This window comes from Streptococcus sp. HMSC034B03 (assembly GCF_001838575.1).
Taxonomy (GTDB): Bacteria; Bacillota; Bacilli; order Lactobacillales; family Streptococcaceae; genus Streptococcus; species Streptococcus anginosus.
In genome coordinates, this window is record NZ_KV837633.1 from 185,847 (window position 1) to 209,294 (window position 23,448).

The 23,448-nt window shown below is 39.2% G+C and carries 22 protein-coding genes; 20 read left to right on the forward strand and 2 right to left on the reverse strand.

Translation table 11 applies throughout. The features are described from left to right. Window positions 1–1,356, forward strand: a 1,356-nt coding sequence (locus HMPREF2634_RS10255; RefSeq protein ID WP_257362202.1) for a GBS Bsp-like repeat-containing protein, incomplete at its 5' end; no start/stop codon positions are given. 201 nt (window positions 1,357–1,557) lie between these two features. On the opposite strand, the gene mnmE is transcribed toward HMPREF2634_RS10255, so the two are convergent. After that, the gene (gene mnmE / locus HMPREF2634_RS07350; protein ID WP_021001868.1) at window positions 1,558–2,931 is read right to left on the reverse strand and encodes a tRNA uridine-5-carboxymethylaminomethyl(34) synthesis GTPase MnmE; all 1,374 of its coding nucleotides are present in this window, start codon (window positions 2,929–2,931) and stop codon (window positions 1,558–1,560) included. 355 nt (window positions 2,932–3,286) lie between these two features. Here mnmE and rpiA point away from each other — a divergent pair, with 355 nt between their 5' ends. From rpiA to HMPREF2634_RS07370, 4 genes are all read left to right on the forward strand, one after another. Beyond that, window positions 3,287–3,976: a ribose-5-phosphate isomerase RpiA gene (rpiA, locus tag HMPREF2634_RS07355; RefSeq protein WP_021001867.1), complete on the forward strand. Its 690-nt coding sequence runs from the start codon at window positions 3,287–3,289 to the stop codon at window positions 3,974–3,976. 185 nt (window positions 3,977–4,161) lie between these two features. Then, window positions 4,162–4,971 carry a purine-nucleoside phosphorylase gene (locus HMPREF2634_RS07360; RefSeq protein ID WP_070836435.1) on the forward strand — a complete coding sequence of 270 codons (810 nt, stop codon included), beginning with the start codon at window positions 4,162–4,164 and terminating at the stop codon, window positions 4,969–4,971. Between the two features lie 190 nt (window positions 4,972–5,161). Further along, on the forward strand, window positions 5,162–5,875 hold the full coding sequence (gene deoD / locus HMPREF2634_RS07365) for a purine-nucleoside phosphorylase (RefSeq protein ID WP_021001866.1): 714 nt from the start codon (window positions 5,162–5,164) through the stop codon (window positions 5,873–5,875). Beyond that, window positions 5,872–6,627 (forward strand): hypothetical protein, encoded by a 756-nt coding sequence (locus tag HMPREF2634_RS07370; protein ID WP_003023949.1) that lies wholly within the window; start codon window positions 5,872–5,874, stop codon window positions 6,625–6,627. The genes deoD and HMPREF2634_RS07370 overlap by 4 nt, the downstream gene beginning before the upstream one ends. A 58-nt stretch (window positions 6,628–6,685) precedes the next feature. Here HMPREF2634_RS07370 and HMPREF2634_RS07375 read toward each other — a convergent pair whose 3' ends face one another. Next, a complete protein-coding gene (locus HMPREF2634_RS07375) occupies window positions 6,686–8,854 on the reverse strand; it encodes an LTA synthase family protein (RefSeq protein ID WP_373878981.1) in 2,169 nt (722 codons plus the stop codon). Window positions 8,855–9,102: 248 nt separating this feature from the next. Between HMPREF2634_RS07375 and HMPREF2634_RS07380 the strand changes: the two genes are divergently transcribed. From HMPREF2634_RS07380 to rlmD, 15 genes are all read left to right on the forward strand, one after another. Continuing rightward, a complete protein-coding gene (locus tag HMPREF2634_RS07380; RefSeq protein ID WP_021001864.1) occupies window positions 9,103–10,266 on the forward strand; it encodes a class I SAM-dependent rRNA methyltransferase in 1,164 nt (387 codons plus the stop codon). Further along, on the forward strand, window positions 10,263–10,940 hold the full coding sequence (gene aroD / locus HMPREF2634_RS07385; protein ID WP_021001863.1) for a type I 3-dehydroquinate dehydratase: 678 nt from the start codon (window positions 10,263–10,265) through the stop codon (window positions 10,938–10,940). Before HMPREF2634_RS07380 ends, aroD begins: the two co-directional genes overlap by 4 nt. Then, on the forward strand, window positions 10,930–11,784 hold the full coding sequence (locus tag HMPREF2634_RS07390; RefSeq protein ID WP_021001862.1) for a shikimate dehydrogenase: 855 nt from the start codon (window positions 10,930–10,932) through the stop codon (window positions 11,782–11,784). The genes aroD and HMPREF2634_RS07390 overlap by 11 nt, the downstream gene beginning before the upstream one ends. Before the next feature lie 10 nt (window positions 11,785–11,794). Continuing rightward, entirely contained in the window at window positions 11,795–12,862 is a 1,068-nt protein-coding gene (gene aroB, locus HMPREF2634_RS07395; RefSeq protein ID WP_021001861.1) for a 3-dehydroquinate synthase, read from the forward strand. 33 nt (window positions 12,863–12,895) lie between these two features. Then, entirely contained in the window at window positions 12,896–14,062 is a 1,167-nt protein-coding gene (gene aroC / locus HMPREF2634_RS07400; protein WP_070836437.1) for a chorismate synthase, read from the forward strand. After that, entirely contained in the window at window positions 14,062–14,898 is an 837-nt protein-coding gene (locus HMPREF2634_RS07405; RefSeq protein WP_021001859.1) for a sulfite exporter TauE/SafE family protein, read from the forward strand. Before aroC ends, HMPREF2634_RS07405 begins: the two co-directional genes overlap by 1 nt. Then, a complete protein-coding gene (locus HMPREF2634_RS07410) occupies window positions 14,895–15,269 on the forward strand; it encodes a DUF1634 domain-containing protein (RefSeq protein ID WP_049507952.1) in 375 nt (124 codons plus the stop codon). Before HMPREF2634_RS07405 ends, HMPREF2634_RS07410 begins: the two co-directional genes overlap by 4 nt. Before the next feature lie 9 nt (window positions 15,270–15,278). Continuing rightward, window positions 15,279–16,385, forward strand: coding sequence for a prephenate dehydrogenase (locus tag HMPREF2634_RS07415; protein WP_070836438.1), 1,107 nt, complete (start codon window positions 15,279–15,281; stop codon window positions 16,383–16,385). 11 nt (window positions 16,386–16,396) lie between these two features. After that, window positions 16,397–16,735: a YlbF/YmcA family competence regulator gene (locus HMPREF2634_RS07420; protein ID WP_003023972.1), complete on the forward strand. Its 339-nt coding sequence runs from the start codon at window positions 16,397–16,399 to the stop codon at window positions 16,733–16,735. A gap of 215 nt (window positions 16,736–16,950) precedes the next feature. Next, window positions 16,951–17,865 (forward strand): L-lactate dehydrogenase, encoded by a 915-nt coding sequence (locus HMPREF2634_RS07425; RefSeq protein ID WP_070836439.1) that lies wholly within the window; start codon window positions 16,951–16,953, stop codon window positions 17,863–17,865. 118 nt (window positions 17,866–17,983) lie between these two features. Further along, entirely contained in the window at window positions 17,984–19,267 is a 1,284-nt protein-coding gene (aroA, locus tag HMPREF2634_RS07430) for a 3-phosphoshikimate 1-carboxyvinyltransferase (RefSeq protein WP_070836440.1), read from the forward strand. Next, entirely contained in the window at window positions 19,260–19,736 is a 477-nt protein-coding gene (locus HMPREF2634_RS07435) for a shikimate kinase (protein ID WP_003023977.1), read from the forward strand. The genes aroA and HMPREF2634_RS07435 overlap by 8 nt, the downstream gene beginning before the upstream one ends. Continuing rightward, on the forward strand, window positions 19,733–20,566 hold the full coding sequence (gene pheA, locus HMPREF2634_RS07440) for a prephenate dehydratase (RefSeq protein WP_070836441.1): 834 nt from the start codon (window positions 19,733–19,735) through the stop codon (window positions 20,564–20,566). Before HMPREF2634_RS07435 ends, pheA begins: the two co-directional genes overlap by 4 nt. Window positions 20,567–20,578: 12 nt before the next feature. After that, complete coding sequence (locus tag HMPREF2634_RS07445; protein WP_070836442.1) at window positions 20,579–21,916, forward strand: LCP family protein; 1,338 nt, start codon at window positions 20,579–20,581, stop codon at window positions 21,914–21,916. Window positions 21,917–21,991: 75 nt separating this feature from the next. Next, on the forward strand, window positions 21,992–23,356 hold the full coding sequence (gene rlmD, locus HMPREF2634_RS07450; protein ID WP_070836443.1) for a 23S rRNA (uracil(1939)-C(5))-methyltransferase RlmD: 1,365 nt from the start codon (window positions 21,992–21,994) through the stop codon (window positions 23,354–23,356). Window positions 23,357–23,448: the final 92 nt, after the last annotated feature.

Sequence of the window (23,448 nt, forward strand, 5' to 3'; positions counted from 1 at the left end):
TTACCGACTTGGTCTAATGTCAATGGTCAGGATGATATTATTTGGTATACTGCCACTAGACAAGCCAATGGAACTTACAAAACAACTGTCAAAGCGAGTGACCATAAAAGAAGTACAGGTTTATACCACATTCATCTGTATTATATCCAAAACAATGGTAAACTCGTTGGAGTAGGTGGTACAACGACAGAAGTTTCAATTGCACGTCCAAAAGGTACATTAACGATTCAAAATAAAGATGCGAATAAAGGAACTTTTGAAGTAATTGTCTCCAATGTTTCTAACCCAGATGGTGTTCGTGAAGTGAAATTACCGACTTGGTCTAATGTCAATGGTCAGGACGATATTATTTGGTACACTGCCACTAGACAGACCAATGGAACTTATAAGGCGTTCATTAAAGCAAGTGATCATAAGAATTCAACTGGTTTGTACTATATTCATTTGTACTATGTTCAAAACAATGGAACATTGATTGGAGTAGGCGGTACATCAACCGATGTGACAATTTCTGCAGAAAACCTTAAACCAACTGGAAAAATCACGATTCAAAATAATAATCCTAAAACAGGAACGTTTGATGTGGTGGTGTCTAATGTTTCCGGTCCTTATGGTGTTCGTGAAGTGAAGCTGCCAACGTGGTCTAGTGTAAATGGTCAAGATGACATCATTTGGTACACTGCTGCGAAACGAGCTGACGGTACCTATAAGATAACTGTCAAAGCGAGTGACCATAAGAACTCAACCGGCGAATACAATATTCATTTGTATTACATTCAAAACAATGGTAAGCTGGTTGGAGTGGCGGGCACAACAGTACAAGTTTCTAAAACGTCTTATTCGACACCATATTTTTCTCAACGTGATGGTCGTTGGGCAGGACGAACTTATGGTGGCTACACATTTGCTGCAACGGGTTGCGTTCCAACAACAGTTGCTATGGCAATTTCTGGTATTACAGGACAGACTGTTTTACCAACAACTGTGGCAGATTATCTCTATCATTCTACGAACGAATTTAATAAGAGAAGCTACGGCACAACGAGTCGGGGTATTGTCTTAGCAGCTCGACATTGGGGCTTGAAAACGGATGTTTTAGGTTCAACTGCAGCTGTGCGAGAAGCACTTGCTATGGGATACCATGTGCTTGGTGCAGTAGGAACCAGTATATTTGCAAATTATCCTGTTACGCATGAGCTAGTCATGAGGGGCTATAACAACGGAATGACTTACGTAATGGATCCGTATAATGCTAATAATAATGGCTATTATTCAGTAGATTATTTATTTAGAGTACGGAGTTTGGATCCAACTGATAATACAGAAGGTTCTCCGTTCATGACAATTAGATCGTAATGTTGTGTCTGCTCTGTGAGAACGAAGTTTCTGCCATTTTATCGGTTTAGTAATGAAAGGTTGAAACTACGAACTAAAAATTTTAAATGTTTAGTTCTGTCTTATTCTCTTTTTGATGAAAAGTAAGAAGCTCTATGATTTCTAAGGTTATTCCTATAGAAATCATAGAGCTTACTTGTTTTTGTTCGAATTTGTTTACTATTATTTTCCCAAACAAAATTGGCTGAAAAGTTGGCTAATGAGTTCATCAGGAGCGGCATCACCTGTGATTTCACCAAGGATTTCCCATGTTCGGGTGAGATCCACTTGGACTAAGTCAACAGGCATTCCTAAATCCAGTCCCTCATTGACAGCTTGGAGACTTTCGACAGCTTTTTCAATCAGAGAAATATGGCGAGCGTTAGAGAGATAAGTAGCGTCTTGTTCTACAATGCCTGCATTTTCAAAGAAAAGTTGGTTGATTCGTTCTTCGATTTTATCAATATTTTGATTTTGAAGAACAGAAATCTTGATAAAATCATCGGGAAGCTGGTCAACTTCGATCTTCTCCTCTAAGTCAGTTTTATTGAGCAGCAAGATACGATTGGTGTCTTGACTGATTTCTAACAGTTTGCGATCTTGTTCTGTCAATGGCTCACTAGCATTTAACACAAGAAGTACAAGGTCAGCGTCTTGGAGCGCTTTTTTGGAACGCTCTACTCCGATTTGTTCGACAATATCATCTGTATCACGAATACCCGCAGTATCAATCAACTTGAGTGGCACTCCGTTGATGTTGACATATTCTTCAATGACATCGCGAGTGGTTCCAGCAATGTCCGTTACAATAGCCTTATCTTCACGGAGCAAGTTGTTAAGGAGACTAGATTTGCCAACATTTGGGCGACCAATAATAGCAGTAGAAATTCCTTCGCGCAGAATCTTACCGCGGCGAGCTGTTTTTAAAAGTTGAGTCAGCAGTTTTTCAAATTCAGCTGTTTTTTCACGCAACAGTTTGGTAGTCATTTCCTCAACATCGTCGTATTCTGGATAGTCAATATTGACCTCGACTTGAGCTAGTGTGTTAAGAATTTCCTGACGTGTATTATTGATGAGGTCGGACAGAGAACCGTCCAGTTGCTTGACGGCGATATTCATGGCTTTGTCCGTTTTTGCTCGAATAATGTCCATAATAGCCTCTGCTTGCGTCAAATCCACGCGTCCATTGAGAAAGGCGCGCTTAGTAAATTCACCAGGTTCCGCCATTCTAGCACCTTCTCGAATAGCTAATTGGAGGATTTCGTTGGTCACAGCAATTCCTCCGTGAGTGTTAATCTCAATCACGTCTTCGCGCGTGAAGGTTTTAGGAGAACGCATAACTCCAACCATAACTTCATCTAAAATTTCGTTTTTTTCTGGGTCAATAATATGCCCATAATTTAGTGTGTGACTGGCAACGGTACTCAAATCTTTTCCTTTAAAGATTTTTTGAGCAATGGCAAAGCTGTCCGTCCCGCTCAGTCTAACAATGCCGATAGCTCCTTCACCAAGAGGGGTGGAAATGGCAGCAATCGTATCAAATTCTTTGGTTATCATCAATTTAATCCTTATAATGTGTTTATGCAATCTATATTCATTGTAACGCAAAACAAGGTTCGTCGCAAGATTTTTACATGCTGTTTTTGTTCAAATAAATTCATCATCTCTTTTTAATACAATAAAATAAATTTTAAGAAAGCTTCAAATATCATTCGTTTATTCATTTGATATATCAAATTATAGCAAAGAAAATCTGGAATTTTTGGTGTTTTATAATCAAGAAAAATAGAATATTCGGATTTTAGAATGTTTGTAAAAAAGGGATTATTTAAAAAGAAAGTGGTTTCATTTTTTGGGTGCTAAAGTTGGCAAATCATGGTATACTAGAAGCAGATTGAATAAAGGAGCAAAAATGGAAAACCTCAAAAAAATGGCAGGAATCAAAGCTGCAGAATATGTGAAAGACGGTATGGTAGTTGGTTTAGGAACGGGTTCGACTGCCTATTATTTTGTGGAAGAAGTTGGACGGCGTATCAAGGAAGAAGGACTGAAAATAACAGCAGTTACAACTTCAAGCACAACGAGTGAACAAGCTCGGTGTTTAGGTATTCCTTTGAAATCAATTGATGAAGTAGATGAAGTAGATGTGACCGTTGACGGAGCTGATGAGGTGGATACTAACTTCAATGGTATCAAAGGCGGTGGCGGCGCTCTGCTTATGGAAAAAGTTGTCGCAACTCCCACCAAAACCTACATTTGGGTAGTTGATGAAAGTAAAATGGTTGGTAAACTAGGTGCTTTCAAATTACCAGTAGAAGTCGTACAATACGGAGCAGAACAGCTTTTCCGTCGTTTTGAACATGCAGGCTATAAACCGTCATTTCGTGAAAAAAATGGGCAGCGCTATATCACTGATATGCAGAATTTCATTATCGATCTTGACTTAGGAGTGATTGAAAATCCAGTCGAATTTGGGCAAGAGCTAGATCATGTAGTCGGTGTGGTAGAACATGGACTCTTTAATCAAATGGTGGATATGGTCATTGTTGCTGGAGGAAATGGTGTACAAATTTTAAAATCAACCGAATCAAAAGGAGAATAGAATTTTATGTCACATGTTATTATATTTATGTCATTATCATGGATTCAGTCCGAATTAGTGTTGCACTAAATGCTGATGTTCAAAAAGAATAAGAAAGATTAGAATATGGTCTTGAGAGTGGAGCGTAATTGTGTCATTCAACATTTTTCGAGTGAAAATTAAAAAAGATATAAAAGGATAAAGATATGAATTTAATGGATAAAATTAACGAAACAGCACAGTTTTTAAAAGATAAAGGAATGACCGCACCAGAATTTGGTTTGATTCTCGGTTCTGGTTTGGGAGAATTAGCTGGTGAGATTGAAAATGCTGTCAGCATTGACTATGCAGGCATTCCAAATTGGGGTCGCTCAACAGTGGTGGGGCATGCTGGTAAATTGGTTTATGGCGATTTAGCAGGTCGGAAAGTACTGGCTTTGCAAGGACGTTTTCATTTTTACGAAGGAAATCCAATGGAAGTAGTGACTTTCCCTGTCCGTGTAATGAAAGCGCTAGGTTGTGAAGGTGTCATTGTTACCAATGCCGCTGGAGGGATTGGATATGGTCCAGGGACGTTAATGGCTATTTCAGACCATATCAATCTGACGGGGCAAAATCCTTTGATTGGAGCGAATTTGGACGAATTTGGACCACGCTTCCCAGATATGTCTGATGCTTATACAAAAGCTTACCGTGAAAAAGCCCACAGCGTAGCAGAAAAATTAGGCATTGAATTGAAAGAAGGAGTTTATCTGGGTGTGACGGGACCAACGTATGAAACACCAGCTGAAATCCGCGCTTTCCAAACCTTAGGAGCTAGCGCTGTCGGTATGTCAACTGTTCCAGAAGTAATTGTGGCAGCCCACTCAGGCTTGAAAGTATTGGGAATTTCTGCTATTACAAACTTTGCAGCTGGTTTTCAAAGCGAGCTAAACCATGAAGAAGTCGTAGGAGTGACAGAACGTATCAAGGAAAACTTTAAAGGACTTGTAAAAGCAATCCTTGCAGAACTATAAAAAACATAAATGTAAAAAGAGTCGAAGATTGAACTTACAATCACATCTCTTTCTGAACTCAACTAGAAACGAAAGGAATAAAACCCGTACGCAATCCTTTCTGAGATGAATAAGCTCCTAAGAAAAGTTTTTTAGCGCTTGTACTTTTCAGTTTGGATTTTTGATTTTTGACGGGCTTGGTATCTTACTTATGTCAATCCATATTGCAGCAAAACAAGGCGAAATTGCCGATAAAATTTTACTACCTGGAGACCCACTCCGTGCCAAATTTATTGCCGAAAACTTTTTAGAAGATGCTGTATGTTTTAATGAAGTTCGCAACATGTTTGGTTATACAGGGACTTATAAGGGGCATCGTGTTAGTGTTATGGGAACTGGAATGGGAATTCCGTCTATTTCTATCTATGCTCATGAGTTGATTGTTAACTATGGCGTGAAACGTTTAATTCGTGTAGGAACGGCTGGTTCGTTGAATAAAGACGTTCATGTACGTGAATTGGTATTAGCGCAAGCAGCAGCGACAAATTCAAATATCATTCGTAATGATTGGCCTCAATATGACTTTCCGCAAATTGCAAGTTTTTGTCTTTTAGATAAGGCTTATCACCTTGCCAAGGATTTTGGTATGACAACGCACGTTGGAAGTGTCTTATCATCAGATGTTTTCTACTCAAACTACGGTGAAAAAAATATTGAACTTGGTAAAATGGGAGTTTTGGCTGTGGAAATGGAAGCGGCAGCTCTTTACTATTTAGCTGCTCAATATAATGTCGAAGCACTTGGCATTATGACTATTTCAGATAGCTTGGTTCATCCAGACGAAGATACAACGGCAGAAGAACGTCAAACGACTTTCACAGATATGATGAAAGTTGGTTTAGAAACGCTTATTTCAGAATCATGATTAAAAATTTAGACGTGAAAGAAGAGATAACCTACGCTATTTCTCGCTATGATTATGCTCATGCTTATAAATTAGCTCAAAGGCTGAATGGTGCAGACTCAAACTTAGTTGAACTTTTGTATATCATGGCAGAGCGGAGAGAGTTGAATATTCGCCCTGCTATGGAATATCAGTTGAAAATTAGAAATGATTTTCAACTTTTTTGTCATGATTCTGAGGAAGATGAGCAATTAGCGAATTACCTATATGACTTAGAAGCAAAGCTCAAAAACGAACAAGTGATTGACTTTATTCGTGCCGTTAGTCCGGCGATTTATCGGATTTTTATGCGTTTGATTAAGCAAGAAATTCCTGATATTGAATCCTATATTCATAATTCTAGAGAAGCGAGTTACGATCGTTGGAATTTTGAAAAGATGAAAAATACAGATCATCCTATTTTGAGTACTTTCCATGCTGAAAGTCCAGTTCATTCTTCTAGTCTGGCTAGCTTGATTTTACTGTTGGATTTACCAGAGCAAGTTAAAATCATGGTCAAAGAACTACGAAAGTTGGAGAAATCCGTTCGGAACCCATTAGCGCATTTGATTAAACATTTTGATGAAGAAGAATTGCATTCCACTACAGGTTTTTCTTCTCAATTTTTTATGGAAATATTGATTTTGTTGGCAAAAGCAACAGGCATTACTTATGACGAGGAGCAATTTTACTTTGATCGGGTTAATCAAGTCATCAAAATATTGATAAATTAAGTGTTTTGTTTCATTATAAAATCCCATACAGTTCATTTTACTTGTATGGGATTTTTGGTTATTTAGAAGAAGAGCTGGATTCTTCTGTTGATGAGGAAGAACCGTTACTTGTTGATTCAAATTGTTCAGGGTGAAGAGCACGATAGCTTGGGGAATTAAACAGATCAACAGTTGAATTACCACCTCGTTTGCTATAAAGACTTGTAGATTCATCACCTTTTTTCTTTTCAATAGATAATAATGATTTAAGTGAATTAGTGTAAGAATAGTCCTTAGGATTCACTTTCCCTAAATCATTTCCAGTATAGAAGCGAAGTAAGTCTCCGGTTTGAATCAGGTCACTCATTTTCAACTGCTCATTGGTTGTGTTGCGGATTTTTTCCAATTCTGCCTTAGTTGTTTCATCTGGATTGGTAATTTCTTCTCCTGTTTCTGTGTAGTAAGTACGTCCACTGTAGCTAGTATACTTAGGAGTTACAAAATAGTTTGATGAACGAAAGGCAACGGTTTGTTGATGTTTTAGAGAGAGTAAATCTTGTCCGACTTGTAGGTATTGTTTAGAATCAATACCGAGCAAATGTTCTAAAGTAGGCAAGAGGTCAACTTGTCCGCCATAGGTATTAACGACTTTTCCTTTTGTCATGCCAGGAATAACAACCATATAAGGAACTCTTTGCAGCATAGCATTGTCATAGCTAGACCAAGTTTCAGAATTTTTGCCTAGTAATGGCGCCAGCGAAGGATTCCGTGAATTAGAGATACCGTAGTGGTCACCATAAAGAACGATGATTGAATTCTCATAAAGACCAGACGCTTTTAAGTAGTCAAAGAATGATTTAACGGCAGAATCTAGATAATTGGCCGTTGCAAAATAACCATTGATTGTTTCATCCTTGGTTGAAGCAAGTGGAAAACCAATCTCGTCTCCAATCAAGCTAGTTGTATAAGGATAGTGATTAGAAACGGTGATGTATTTTGCATAAAATGGTTGTTGTAAATGTTCAAGATATTTAATAGAATCTTTGAACATAATCTTATCATTCAGACCATATTGGAATGAATTCGTTTTGTCTTGCTTAGAAAAGTAAGAAGAATCGAAGAAATAGTTATATCCCCATTGTTTGTAGGTGGTATTTCGATTCCAGAAACTACCAGCATTTCCGTGGAAAACGGCACTAGAATTATAACCATTTTTTGAGAGAATGTACGGAGCAGCTTGCTGCGTGTTTGTTCCACCATAGTTTACCATAAAGGAGCCCTGATTGAGACCGAACAAACCAGTTTCTAACATCGTTTCTGCATCAGATGTTTTTCCAGCTTTTACTTGATTAAAGATATTAGAAAAAGCAAACGTTGAGTTTGAATGATAAAGAGAATTGAGGAATGGAGTTACTTCGTATTCTTTGCCCTCAGACTTTAATTTATAATCAATCAGGAATTGTTGGAAACTTTCTAAATGAAGATAGATGACATTTCTACCTTTAGCAATTCCGTAATACTCTTTATTTGGCTCGGCATAGTGTGACTTGACGTATTCTTCAACTGGTTTCAAATCTTCAGCACTTGCTTTAGAGCGTTCTTTGTTGGCGCTATAAGTCTGATTAGCACTATAGCCAAGAAATGCTGGCAACCCTAGGGCGCGGACAACATAATAATTAGAGAAGCCGCGTGTCAATAACTCTGGGCGGTCAACTTCCGCTAAAAAGAGGTTGGCTGAAAAGAGCATACTAGATAGAGCAGTAATAGCAAAGCTAGCTCGCTTGTTGAACGACCGATCATCCAAACGAATCCATTTCTTATAGAAAAGAAAACCTAAGATTGGAAAATCAATGATGTAAATCAAATCTCCAGGTCTAAATAACTCAAGAGCAGCTTCTCCTAGACCAGCAGAAACACTACTTGAAGCGAGCATGGTATTAACAGTGACAAAATCACTAAACTCGCGATAATAGATTGAATTTGAAATGAGCCAAACAAATAATAAAATGTAAAGCGTAACTGCGAGAATGTAAAAAACCTTGGTTCTCTTAATATAAAGTGCTAGCCCAATCAGTAATAATCCTAATGGAAGAGGATTGATGATAGAGAGAAAGACTTGATAAGCGCCTTGAATATCCAGATTAAAATCAACAGAATAGGCCCACATGGTTTTCAGCCAATAAAGAGTCAGTAAGGTCAAGACAAAACCTAGTCTTGTACTCATGAAGTTGAGTATCTTCCTAGTCATAGTTTTCACAAATATATACTTCCTTGTCTTATTTCCTAAAATTTTCACTACTAAGTATAACATATTTTTGATTTAAGTTGGTAATTTAAAATGTTGCATTTTCTTTTGCTAGATAAAAAACAGAGAAAGGATTTTTATCGATTGAGAATAAATAGAATTTTTACATATGAACACATTTTTTGCAATCATTTTGTAATAAGTAGTACATTTTTTTGAGAAAATTCATAACATTTGATATAATAGAGCTTATGAAACAGCTTACGATTCCTTCTTACACTGAAGAAAACATAAAAAAAGGACGATTTGTTTTAGAAAAACAAGATTTTCCCTCACTTTCTTTTCATCATCAAGTTGTAGAATTGGTAAATGCAAAAGGAAATTTTGTAGGTATCGCATACTTATCAGAGCAAAACAAGGGTATCGGCTGGTTTATCTCACAGAAGAAAGTAACTTTAGATGTCTCGTTTTTCTGTCAGTTATTCCAACATGCGAAAGAAAAGCGACAAGTTTATCAACAATCAAAAGAGACAACAGCTTACCGCCTTTTTAATCAAGAAGGAGATGGATTTGGTGGGTTGACAATAGATTTGTATCAAGAATATGCTGTCTTTTCTTGGTATAATTTCTTTGTTTACGAAATTAAAGATACCATTGTTCAAGCGTTTCAGCAGGTTTTTCCAGAAGTTACAGGAGCGTATGAGAAAATTCGTTTCAAGGGTTTGAATGTTGAATCTGCTCATTTGTATGGGCAAGAAGCACCAGCATTTTTCACGATTTTAGAAAATGGTGTTCGCTATCAAGTGTTTTTAAACGATGGATTGATGACGGGAATTTTCCTCGATCAGCATGAGGTGCGTGGTAGCTTGGTAGACGGTCTAGCAGCTGGCAAGTCGCTGTTAAATATGTTTTCCTACACGGCAGCTTTTTCAGTTGCGGCAGCCATGGGAGGAGCCAGCCAGACGACCTCTGTTGATTTGGCAAAACGCAGTCGTGAATTGTCGGAAGCACATTTTAGAGAGAATAATCTTGACTTAAGCAACCATACATTCTTTGTAATGGATGTGTTTGACTATTTCAAATATGCAAAACGACATGGTTTGACTTATGATGTAATTGTGTTAGATCCGCCGAGTTTTGCAAGAAATAAAAAACAAACTTTTTCTGTGGCGAAGGATTATCATAAGTTGATTGCTCAGTCTTTGGAAATTTTAAATCCCCAAGGGATTATCATTGCTAGTACAAATGCTGCGAATGTTTCACGTACTAAGTTTAAAAAAGAAATTGAAAAAGGTTTTGCAGGAAGCAAGCACCGTTATTTGAAAGAATACGGTTTGCCAGCAGATTTTACTTATAATAAAAAAGATGAAAGAAGTAATTACCTCAAGGTATTTACCATTAAGGTGGACAAATGAAATTAGTCGTATCAGTGATGCCGAAAAATTTAGAGGAAGCGCAGAATATTGATAGCTCGCGTTATGATGACGCGGACATTATTGAATGGCGTGCTGATTTTTTAGCAAAAGATGAGGTTTTGACTGTTGCACCTGCTATTTTTGAAAAATTTGCTGGTCGTGAATTGATTTTCACTTTGAGAACAATTGACGAAGGTGGAAATATTGAATTGACGGATGATGAATATATTTCTACCATCAAGGAAATTTCAACGATTTATCAGCCGGATTATATTGATTTTGAATATTTTTCTCACAAAAATAGATTTGAGGAAATGTTGGATTTTCCAAATCTTGTTTTGAGCTATCATAATTTTGAAGAAACGCCTGAAAACATGATGGAAATTTTATCTGAATTGACCAGTTTGACACCAAAAGTGGTGAAAATTTCTGTTATGGCGCGCAGCGAGCAAGATGTACTAGACTTGATGAACTATACGCGTGGTTTTAAAACTTTAAATCCAAATCAAGATTTTGTAACGATTTCCATGGGACAAATTGGAAAGATTTCGCGGATAACAGCAGATTTGACAGGCTCAAGCTGGTCGTTTGCAAGCTTGGATGAATCCAGTGCACCAGGTCAAATTTCTCTTGCTAGTATGAAACAAATTCAGGAGATTTTGAATGAAAATTGACGGCTATACTCGTTTAGCGGCAGTTGTCGCCAATCCAATCAAGCACAGTATTTCTCCTTTTATCCATAATTTAGCATTTGAGCAAACGGGTGTTAATGGTGTTTATGTGGCTTGGGAAATCTCACAGGATGACTTGAAAGCAACTGTTGAAAACATTCGCCGCTATAATATGTTTGGAATCAATTTGTCCATGCCTTATAAACAGGCTGTGATTCCTTTTTTAGATGAAGTGACACCTGCTGCGCAGATGATTGGAGCAGTGAATACTGTTGTGAATCAACATGGAAAATTGATTGGTTATAACACAGATGGCAAGGGATTTTTTATGAGCTTGCCTTCTTTTGTCATCACGGGTAAAAAAATGGTCATGCTTGGAGCTGGCGGAGCTGCAACAGCAATTATTATACAGGCTGTTTTGGATGGTGCTGAGGAGATTTTTGTGTTTACGCGCCAGTCCTCTTTTGAACGCGTTTCACAGAAAATGAAGGAAATTCAGCAGAAGACTGCAGCGAAGATTTGGGTATTACCTTTAGAAAATCAAGAATTACTACAAGAAAAAATTAATGTTTCCGCTTTATTGGTCAATGGGACTAGTTTAGGCATGGACGGTAAGGCTTTACCAATACCAAGCAGTATTCGTTTACCACATTCACTTCTTGTGGCAGATGTGATTTACCAGCCGTTTGAGACCCCATTTTTAAAATGGGCAAAAGGACAAGACGTTGAAGTAGTGAATGGCTTGGGAATGTTGTTGTATCAGGCGGCAGAAGCATTCAAATTATGGACAGGAAAAGAAATGCCGACTAAAAAAATTTGGCAGACATTGGAAAAGAAGTACAAATAAGGAGTTGCCTATGAAATTAAATGTGAATATCCCCAATCATCCTTACGATATTGTCATTGAAAAAGGTACTTTAGCCAAAGCTGGAGAATGGCTGGCAAGTTTATGGTCAGCTCAAAAGGTCGTTGTTATCACAGATAATCATGTGGCAAGTCTGTATGCTGAAACGGTTAAACACAGCTTAGAAGTTGCTGGCTTTGAAGTGTTTGTATTTGATTTTCTGGAAGGAGAAGCTAGTAAAAATTTAACAACGGTCAATAAAGTTTATGAATTTCTCGCTAAAGTAGGGATGACTCGCAGTGATGGTATTGTTGCCTTGGGTGGCGGTGTGGTTGGTGATTTGGCTGGCTTTGCAGCTTCAACTTATATGCGAGGCATTCATTTTGTACAGATGCCGACGAGTTTGACGGCTCAGGTAGATTCTTCGATTGGTGGGAAAACAGGAGTCAATACGCCGTGGGCTAAGAACATGGTAGGTACTTTTACTCAGCCGGACGGGGTTCTGATTGACCCAGATGTTTTAACAACTTTAGGACAACGTGAATTGATTGAAGGTATGGGAGAGGTCATCAAGTATGGTTTGATTGAGGACGTGGAGCTATGGCAGGAACTGTCTGACATAGATGGTAGTCCAGAGTCCATTTTGGAGCACGCAGAAAGTATCATCTATCATTCTTGCAATGTCAAACGAAAGCTAGTAGTGGAAGACGAACTTGACAATGGTGTGCGCCTTTATCTAAATTTTGGACATACGATTGGTCATGCAGTGGAGGCAACTGCTGGTTATGGCAAAGTCATGCACGGAGAAGCTGTGGCTATTGGAATGGTTCAGGTAGCGCGTGTAGCAGAAAAAAAGGGGCTGATGCCTAAAGGGATTACCACAGATATTGAGCAGATGTGTCGCAAATTTGGGCTTCCAGTTGATTATCAACCTTGGCGACAAGAAGAACTCTATCATGCCTTACTTCATGATAAGAAAGCTCGGGGCAAGACAATCAAATTAGTCATTGTTCCAGAATTAGGCAGGGCAGCCATTCATCAGATTCCTTTAGAAGAAATGAAAGATTATTTAGAAAAGTAAGTGCTAAATAGCAACAACAGATGAGGTAACGGAATGAGATATTTAACTGCTGGGGAGTCACATGGACCGCGTTTAACAGCTATCATTGAAGGAGTGCCAGCTGGGCTTCCTTTGACAGCTGACTATATCAATGCAGAATTGAAACGCCGTCAGGGCGGATACGGTCGTGGAGTTCGTATGAAAATAGAGAGTGACAAAGTGGAAATTACTTCTGGTGTTCGGCATGGGCGAACCATGGGGGGACCGATTACACTCAATGTGACCAATCTAGATCATCAAAAATGGTTGGACATCATGAATGTAGCAGATGTGGAGGACAAGAAAAAAGGGCTGCGCAAGATTACCAAACCTCGTCCAGGTCATGCAGATTTGGTCGGCGGTATGAAATATCGTTTTGACGACTTGCGCAATTCATTGGAGCGCTCTTCTGCGCGTGAAACGACCATGCGGGTTGCGGTGGGAGCTGTTGCTAAGCGTCTTTTAGAAGAAATCGGAGTTGAGGTAGCTAGTCATATCGTAACTTTCGGTGGCATTGACATTGAGGTTCCGGAAAATCTGACCGTTTCTGAAATCAAGAAACGTGCTCGTCAGTCAGAAGTTTCGATTGTCAATCCAGAACGTGAAGAGGAAATAAAAGCCTATATTGATCAGATTAAGAAAGATGGCGACACGATTGGTGGAATTGTTGAAACCATTGTCGGTGGTGTGCCAGTTGGGCTTGGTTCCTATGTTCAATGGGATAGAAAGCTAGATGCTAAAATTGCTCAAGGAGTGGTTTCTATCAATGCATTTAAAGGTGTGGAATTTGGAGTTGGTTTTGAAGCAGGGCGGCTTAAGGGCAGTCAGGTGATGGATGAAATAATCTGGTCTAAAGAGGACGGCTTTACTCGTCGTACTAACAATCTAGGTGGTTTCGAGGGCGGTATGACCAACGGAGAACCTATCGTAGTGCGCGGAGTGATGAAGCCAATACCAACTCTCTACAAGCCACTTATGAGCGTTGATATTGAGACACATGAGCCTTATAAGGCAACGGTGGAGCGAAGCGATCCGACAGCTCTTCCAGCTGCTGGTGTTGTTATGGAAGCTGTTGTTGCAACAGTGCTTGCAACTGAGGTTTTGGAGAAATTCTCTTCAGACAATCTGAAAGAATTAAAAGAAGCCGTTCAACAACACCGCGATTATGTGAAAGGATTTTAATGCTCACCTATATTTTTACAATGACTTTGGTCGGAATTTTTGCAGGAATTTTGGGCGCTTTATTAGGACTTGGAGGCGGAATTGTTATCACGCCTGTACTCACTCTCTTATTTGGAGTAGACATTAAGTATGCGGTAGGAGCCTCTATTATTGCAGTTTTAGCAACTAGTTCAGGGTCTGCGATTGCCTATCTCAAAGATGATATGCTCAATCTGCGAATTGCCATGTTTTTGGAAATTTTTACGACTTTAGGAGCTTTTGTAGGCGCTATGTTATCAGTGATAACAGATTCACAAGTCCTTTTCTTACTTTATGGCGCTCTCATGCTCTTTCAAGCATTTAATATGTACCAGAAGATTCATGATAAAAAGGACAATCAGAATGTGAGTCACAATGATGCTATCGCAGAGAAATTAAATCTTGGTGGTGAATATTTTGACAAAGGTCTCAATCAAACAATCAAGTATCAAGTGACCAATGTCCCTGGTGGCTCTGTTGTCATGTTCTTTGCAGGTGTTATGTCGGCGCTTTTAGGAATTGGTGCGGGTGCTTTCAAAGTATTGGCCATGGATACTGTTATGAAAATGCCTTTAAAAGCTAGTTCAGCAACTTCTAACTTTATGATGGGAGTGACAGGAACGGCTTCAGCTATCTTTTACCTTTTTATAGGACAAATCAACCCGGTATTGGTTACACCAATCGCCTTGGGTGTTTTAGCAGGTTCTTTCATCGGAAGCCGCATCATGCCTTATGTACCTGTAAAAGTATTGCGCTGGATTTTTCTAGTCGCTTTATTAGCTCTGGGTGTGCAGATGTTTATACGAGGTATGCAATGACAGATAAAATGCAAAAAGAAGAGCTGGATTTGGTCATGGGGAAAATTCTTCGCATAGGGATTTTTCTCTCCATTCTTTTTATGTTTATTGGCTTGGTTCTTTACCTTTTTAGTGGTCAGCAGGTCATTTCTTTAAAGAATTTGGAACAGTTTAATCCAGTTGCCTATGTGAAGAGCCATTCCATTTTTGATGCAGTGACGTTTATGTTACTAGGGGCTTTTATGCTTATTTTGACACCGATTTTTCGAGTGATTTCAACTTTTATCATTTTTGTCAAAACAAAAGATAAAATGTATACGATTTTCACAGCGATTGTTATGGTTATTATTTTAGTGTCGATTATTCTGGGATTTATCGTTGAGCCAAAGTAAGGAGTAAGCATGGAAAAGAGAGTTATTTATATTGCAGGTCTTGGTTTGATTGGTTCATCAATCGCGCTTGGAATTCGACGTGATCATCCAGACTATACTATATTAGGTTACAATCGTGGCGAAGAATCCCGAAAAATTGCCCTTGAAAAACGCATGGTAGATCAAGTGACCGACCAATTTGCTGAATTTGCTCCTCTGGCAGATGTGATTATTCTTGCTGTCCCTATCAAGCAAACCATTGAGTTTATCAGGCAATTAGCAACTCTAGATTTGAAAAAAGATGTGATTATCTCAGATGCAGGTTCTACCAAAGCTGAAATTGTAGCTGCTGCTGAAGAAGCTCTAAAGGAGAAAACCATTCGCTTTATAGGTGCTCATCCGATGGCTGGTAGCCATAAGTCAGGTGCTAGTGCAGCAGATGTAAATCTCTTTGAAAATGCCTATTATATTTTTACTCCGTCTCATTTGACGAAAGACGGCACGATAGCAGAAATGAAGAATCTCTTATCTGGTCTGCATGCTCGCTTTATCGAAATTGATGCCAACGAGCATGATCGTGTCACCAGTCAAATTAGCCATTTTCCGCATATTCTCGCTTCTAGTCTTATGGATCAAGCCACTGCCTATACTCAGCAACACGAGATGACGCAGCATTTCGCTGCTGGAGGATTTCGTGATATGACACGGATTGCAGAAAGTGAGCCGGGCATGTGGACTTCGATTTTGTTGACAAATCCAGATGCTATTTTAGAGAGGATAGAGGATTTTAAGAAGCGCTTGGATACTATTTCAGGTGCTATTCAGAATAAAAATGAAGATGTGATTTGGAAATTTTTTCAACATGGGCGGCAAGTCCGAAAAGCTATGGAAATTCATAAACGAGCTGGTGTGGATAGCTTTTATGACATTTTCATCAATGTTCCTGATGAAGAAGATGCTATTTTAGGTATCCTAGAACTTCTAAGAGGAACGTCCATTGTTAACATTCACATCAACGAAGAAAATCGTGAAGACATTAACGGAATTCTCCAAATCACCTTTAAAAATCGTGAAGATTTGGAAAAATCTGCTAAAATAATAAGAGAAAAGACACATTATCCAGTCTTTTTAGATTAAGGAGGAAGACTATGTCAAATATTTATGATTTAGCAAATGAACTTAGCCGTACTCTGCGTGACCTTCCTGAGTACAAAGCTGTTGTCGAAAGCAAAAAAGCAGTAGATGCTGATAGTGAAGCAAAGAGTCTTTTAAAAGACTATCTAGCTTTCCAGCAAGAACTGCAAGGCATGGCGCAATCAGGTCAAATGCCAACGCAAGAAGTGCAAGACAAGATGAAGTCGTTTGGGGATAAGATTCAAGGCAATCCTGCCCTGACTGAATTTTTCAATAAACAACAACAATTGTCTATTTACTTGGCTGATATTGAACGTATCATTTTTGATCCGGTTCAAGAATTGTTGAAATAATGTTATGATTCAAGCTGATTCAAGATTTTGGTCAGCTTTTTATGTGCATGAAATCCATAGGAGAAGAAAGGATTCAACAAATTAGCGAGAATTTTCTGAATATTTCCGCTAAATACTTGTGTTTTACTAATTTCTGAGTATAATGAAATGTATCAACTAGACGGATTTTCAGTTTAATGGTGAAAGCTGAACAGTGTATTTTATGGAGGTGCTTTATGTCACGTAAAATTGCGATTATTGGTATGGGAAATGTTGGTGCTGCAGTCGCGCATGGTCTGATTGCGCAAGGTGCTTTTGATGATTATGTATTGATTGATAAAAATGAAGCGAAAGTCAAAGCAGATGCACTTGACTTTCAGGACGCTGCAGCAAATTTGAATCATCACGCAAATATCATTGTTAATGATTATCAGGTAGTGGCAGATGCGGATGTGGTGGTATCAGCACTGGGCAATATCAAATTACAAGATAACCCCAACGCCGATCGATTTGCGGAATTACCCTTTACATCCAAGGAAGTTCCTTTTGTCGCTGAACAATTGAAAAAAGTTGGATTTACAGGGATTATCATTGTTATTAGTAATCCAGTAGATGTCATTACTAGTCTTTATCAACACTATACTGGTCTGCCTAAAGAGCGTGTTATTGGAACGGGAACGCTACTGGACACAGCTCGTATGAAACGTGCAGTTGGTGTTCGCTTTGGTGTCGATCCTCGAAGTGTTTATGGCTACAATCTTGGAGAACATGGGAATTCTCAATTTACAGCTTGGAGCCAAGTACGGATAAAAGGGCAACCGATTTCTACATTTGCTTCAGTCGAGGAGTTGGATGAAATTGCTCTAGAAGCCCTTAAAGGAGGGCATACCGTCTTTTATGGCAAAAAATACACATCTTATGGTATTGCGAGCGCAGCTATCCGTTTAGCAGTAGCCCTTGTATCGGATTCGCATGAAGAATTGCCAGTATCAAATTATTATCAGCCATTAGACACCTACCTGAGTTATCCAGCGATTGTAGGACGTGAGGGAATTGTTGAGCAAGTCAAACTTAGTTTAACGGAAAAAGAGGAAGAAAAATTAGCGTATTCTGCACAATTCATCAAGAAAAAATTTGCAGAAAGTTTATAATTTTAAGAGGGTGAGGAAAAGTTGAATTCAACGAAATGAAGCTTTTTCCCCGCTCTCTTTTGTTTCCCTTCTCTTTTTATGGTACAATATGTAAAAAGAATCAGGTATGAGGTTTTCTATGCAGTTACGAACAAATGCAAAGGGATTAGCTGGGTGCATTCGTGTGCCGGGTGATAAGTCTATTAGTCATCGATCGATTATGTTTGGTAGTTTGGCCAAAGGAGTGACAACGGTTCACGATATTTTGCGTGGTGAAGACGTCTTATCAACCATGCAAGTTTTTCGTGATTTAGGTGTTCAAATTGAAGATGACGGCAATGTAGTAACGATTCATGGAGTGGGTTTTGCTGGTCTTCAAGCGCCGACAAACAAACTGAATATGGGAAATTCTGGAACCTCCATTCGCTTGATTTCAGGTGTATTAGCTGGGCAGGATTTTGTGGCGGAAATGTTTGGTGATGATAGTTTATCTAAACGTCCTATGGATCGCATAACGATTCCTCTTCGTCAAATGGGGGTGCAAATCGCCGGGCGAACCAAGCGTGATTTGCCACCGCTCACTATTCATGGGAATAAGAACTTACAGCCCATTCATTATACCTTGCCTGTGGCGTCTGCTCAGGTTAAGTCTGCTTTGATATTTGCGGCTTTACAAGCTCAAGGCGAGTCAGTCATTGTTGAAAAAGAAATGACCCGGAATCATACAGAAGACATGATTAAACAATTTGGCGGTCAGATTTCTGTCAATGGCAAGGAAATCCGCGTTCAAGGTGGACAAGAGTTTACTGGACAGAATGTGTTGGTGCCAGGAGATATTTCTAGTGCGGCTTTCTGGATAGTGGCAGGACTTATCGTTCCTAATTCTAAGATTATTTTGGAAAATGTCGGTATCAATGAAACACGAACTGGCATTTTGGATGTTGTTAAAGCTATGGGTGGAAATATAAACTTGTCCAATGTAGACAATATTGCTAAGTCTGCCACCATAACGATAGAGACGTCTGAATTAGTCGGCACAGAAATTGGCGGAGAAATTATCCCACGTTTAATTGATGAATTGCCAATCATTGCACTTCTGGCCACTCAAGCTAAGGGGCAAACGGTGATTCGTGATGCGGAAGAATTAAAGGTAAAAGAAACAGACCGTATCCAAGTTGTGGCAGATGCACTAAATAGCATGGGGGCTGATATTACTCCGACAGAAGACGGCATGCTCATCAAAGGGAAAACGTCTCTTCACGGTGCTAAAGTTCATACATTTGGCGACCACCGAATTGGCATGATGACAGCTATTGCAGCTCTTTTGGTAAAGGACGGTCAAGTCGAGTTGGAGGGCGCCGAAGCTATCAATACGAGCTATCCAAATTTCTTTGATGATTTGGAGGACTTACTTCATGGCTAAGATTTTGATTGGTTTCATGGGGGCTGGGAAAACAACGGTTGCTAGCTTGCTAGATGAAAATTTTATCGATATGGATGAGCTTTTGTCAGAGAGACTGGAAATGCCGATTAAAGAATATTTTGAGCAGTATGGCGAAGCAGCTTTTCGGCAAAAAGAAAGTGAATTATTAAAAGAATTGCTACAGTCAGAACAAGTCATCTCAACTGGTGGTGGCATCATCAGCAATGCTCAAAATCGCGAGTTGTTAAAGCAGAACGCTGAAAATATTTATTTAAAAACAGATTTTGAGACACTTTATCAGCGTCTTGAAGAGGATCAAGAACACCAGCGCCCACTTTATTTGAACAATAGCAAAGCTGATTTGAAAAATCTTTTCGAGCAACGTCAGACTTGGTATGAAGAAGTGGCTACAAAAGTTATTGATGTGACTACTCTGACGCCTAAACAAATCGTGGAGGTGTTGCAATGAAAATTGGATTTTTAGGTCCGAAAGGGTCTTTTTCTCATCATGTGGCACAAGAAGCTTTTCCAGCAGATACGTTAGTGGCTTTTGAAAATATCACGGAAGTTGTAAAAGCCTACGAGACAGGAGAAGTGGATTATTCTGTAGTGCCAGTTGAAAATTCAATTGAAGGAAGCGTTCATGAAACATTGGACTACCTTTTTCATCAGGCAGCCATTCATGCTGTGGCAGAAATCGTCCAGCCAATCAAGCAACAATTATTGGCAACGGCAGCTGATAAGCCAATAGAAAAAATCTTTTCTCATCCGCAGGCAATTGCGCAGGGGAAAAAATATGTTCGCCAGCATTATCTACAAGCTAAAATCGAAATAACAGCTAGCACAGCTTATGCGGCTCGTTTTGTGGCTCAGCATCCAGAAGAAAATTATGCAGCTATTGCGCCAAGGAGTGCAGCTAGTGAATACGGTCTGCAGATTATTGCAGAGAATATTCAAGAAATGGCTGAGAATTTCACCCGTTTTTGGTTGCTGGGACAGTCGATTCCGACTTTGCCATTATATCCTAAGGAAAAGAAAATAACACTTGCTTTAACTTTGCCAGATAATTTGCCTGGTGCTTTATATAAAGCTCTTGCAACTTTTGCTTGGCGGGGAATTGATTTGACAAAGATTGAAAGCCGCCCGTTGAAGACCGCTTTGGGAGAATATTTTTTCATTGTGGACATCAATAATGAAAAAGAGGATTTAGTGTCATTTGCGATGAGAGAGCTAGAAGCAATTGGCATTACTTATAAAATTTTAGGAAATTACACCGTTTATACTATTTCAGAACAGTAGATTGGAGCAATCATGGATAAAAAATCAGATAATCTCAGCCACCATGAGCAGTTGAGACTGGACTATCTTTACAAAAATATCCATTATTTAAATGAACGCGAGAAAAAAGAATATCAATATCTTCTTAGAAAGCAAGAAGGAGACCAAAGAGTAGAGTCAGCTCGTGAAGCAAGAGCTACCTTTTCTGACCAACAAGTGCCTGAGAATTTTGGTTACACCGAGCAGGGACTCCCTCAATATCCAGAGAGAAGTCGCCGTAATAAACGATTTAAATCAGAGCGTATACCAACTAATGCGGCTGAAAGTGTTGTAGAAAATACACCCAAGCCTAAAAAGGAAAAGCGGCATAGAAAAATACGTGTGAAGCGGATTCTAGCTTGGCTTGCTTTAATTTTGGTTCTCATTGTAGGGGGCATGTTGTTCATGTTTATAAAAGGCTTGAACACTTCAAAAAACAACCCAAATGCCAAAGCTGCCCAAACAGAAGTCTTTAATGGGAAAGATACCAAAGACGGTGTGAATATACTTATTTTGGGTACAGATGGACGAATTGGTCAATCTTCTTCTGAAACGCGGACAGATTCGATCATGGTCTTAAATGTCGGTGGAAAAAATAAAAAAATGAAGCTCGTCAGTTTCATGAGAGATACGCTCGTTCACATTGATGGAGTCAGTCAAGGTTCTGGTTATGATCAAAAGTTAAATGTAGCATATGCCATTGGGGAGCAAAATAACAATCAAGGCGCTGAATTGGTACGTCAAGTGCTGAAAGACAATTTTGATATTGACATTAAGTATTATGCTTTGGTTGATTTTTCAACTTTTGCGACAGCTATTGATACCCTTTTCCCAAATGGTGTTGAAATGAATGCGAATTTTTCAACCATCAATGGTGAAAAAGTGAGTGAAGTACAGGTGCCGGACGACCTCAATATGAAAGACGGAGTGGTCCCAGAGCAGACGATTAAGGTTGGCAAACAGCGAATGGACGGACGCACGCTTTTGAATTATGCGCGTTTCCGTAAGGATGACGAAGGAGATTTCGGCCGAACACGTCGCCAACAAGAGGTGATGAGCGCGATTATTCAGCAAGTCAAAGACCCAACGAAGCTCTTTACAGGCTCTGAAGCGCTTGGCAAAGTATTTGCTTTAACCTCGACCAACATTCCATATAGCTTTTTACTAACGCACGGCTTGTCTTCTCTCACCAACGCTCGTAATGGTGTTGAAAAGGTGACCATTCCTGAAAATGGAGATTGGATAGATGCCTATGATATGTATGGCGGTCAAGGCTTACTAGTTGATTTTGAAGCCTATAAAGCAAAATTAGCACAATTAGGGCTCAGATAAATGATATAATAGAAAGTGATGATGCTGTCGCTTTCTTTTTTTGGGAAATGGCAGAGCTGTTAGGAAGAGAAATATATGTTAAAAAAGAATGATGTGATAGAAGTAGAAATTGTGGATTTGAGTCATGACGGTGCAGGAGTAGCTAAAGTAGAGGGACTGGTTTTCTTTGTGGAGAATGCCCTGCCTACAGAATGTATCTGTATGCGCATACTGAAAGTCAATAAAAAAATTGGTTTTGGCAAGGTAGAAGCCTATCTGACGAAATCCCCTTATCGAAACGAAGATGTTGATGTGGATTATCTGAGGACAGGTATTGCTGACCTTGGGCATCTAAAATATAGTGAGCAACTGAAGTTTAAAACCAAGAAAGTTAGAGATAGTCTTTACAAGATTGCTGGAATTGCAGATATCGAAGTGGCACCAACCCTTGGTATGGAGCACCCACTACATTATCGAAACAAAGCTCAGGTTCCTGTTCGCCGTGTCAATGGACAGCTAGAAACGGGATTTTTCCGAAAAAATTCGCACGATTTAATGCCAATTGAGGATTTTTATATTCAGGATCCAGTTATTGATCAAGTCGTTTTGGCAGTGCGGGATTTGCTGCGTCGTTTTGACCTGAAACCTTACGATGAGAAAGAGCAATCTGGTCTGATTCGTAATATTGTGGTTCGTCGTGGACATTACTCTGGTGAAATCATGGTTATTTTAGTGACCAATCGTCCCAAGATTTTCCGTATAAATCAGTTAATTGAGCGATTAGTCGCGCAATTTCCGAATATTAAATCTATCATGCAAAATATTAACGACCAGCCAGGTAATGCGATTTTGGGGAAGGAATTTCATGTACTGTATGGACAAGATTATATTACTGACCGCATGCTGGATAATGACTTTCAAATTGCTTCCCCAGCATTTTACCAAGTCAATACAGAGATGGCAGAGAAACTGTATCAAACGGCGATTGATTTCGCTGAGTTGAGTATAGAGGATATTGTAGTGGATGCTTATTCGGGGATTGGTACCATTGGATTGTCAGTTGCGAAACATGTCAAAGAAGTCTATGGCGTGGAGGTCATCCCCCAAGCAGTTGAAAATAGCAAAAAGAATGCTGAGCTAAACGGTATTAGCAATGCCCAGTATATTTGTGATTCAGCAGAAAATGCTATCAAAAAATGGCTGAACCAAGGTATAAAACCTAGTATCATCATGGTCGACCCACCACGTAAAGGCTTGACTGAAAGTTTTATCAAATCAAGCGTCAGTATGAATCCAAAGAAAATCGTCTATATTTCCTGCAATGCCGCCACCATGGCACGTGACATCAAGCTCTATCAAGAACTAGGCTATAAACTCACAAAAGTTCAGCCCGTGGATTTGTTTCCAATGACGCATCATGTTGAGTGCGTTGCTCTGCTAGTCAAGGAAGATATAAAATAGTTAGGAGAAAGGGTATAAAAAAGGTTATCTAGAATAAATAAAGTGATAATTAGAGCGTAATTGCAACATAGTCAAGTAAATGGACACACTTT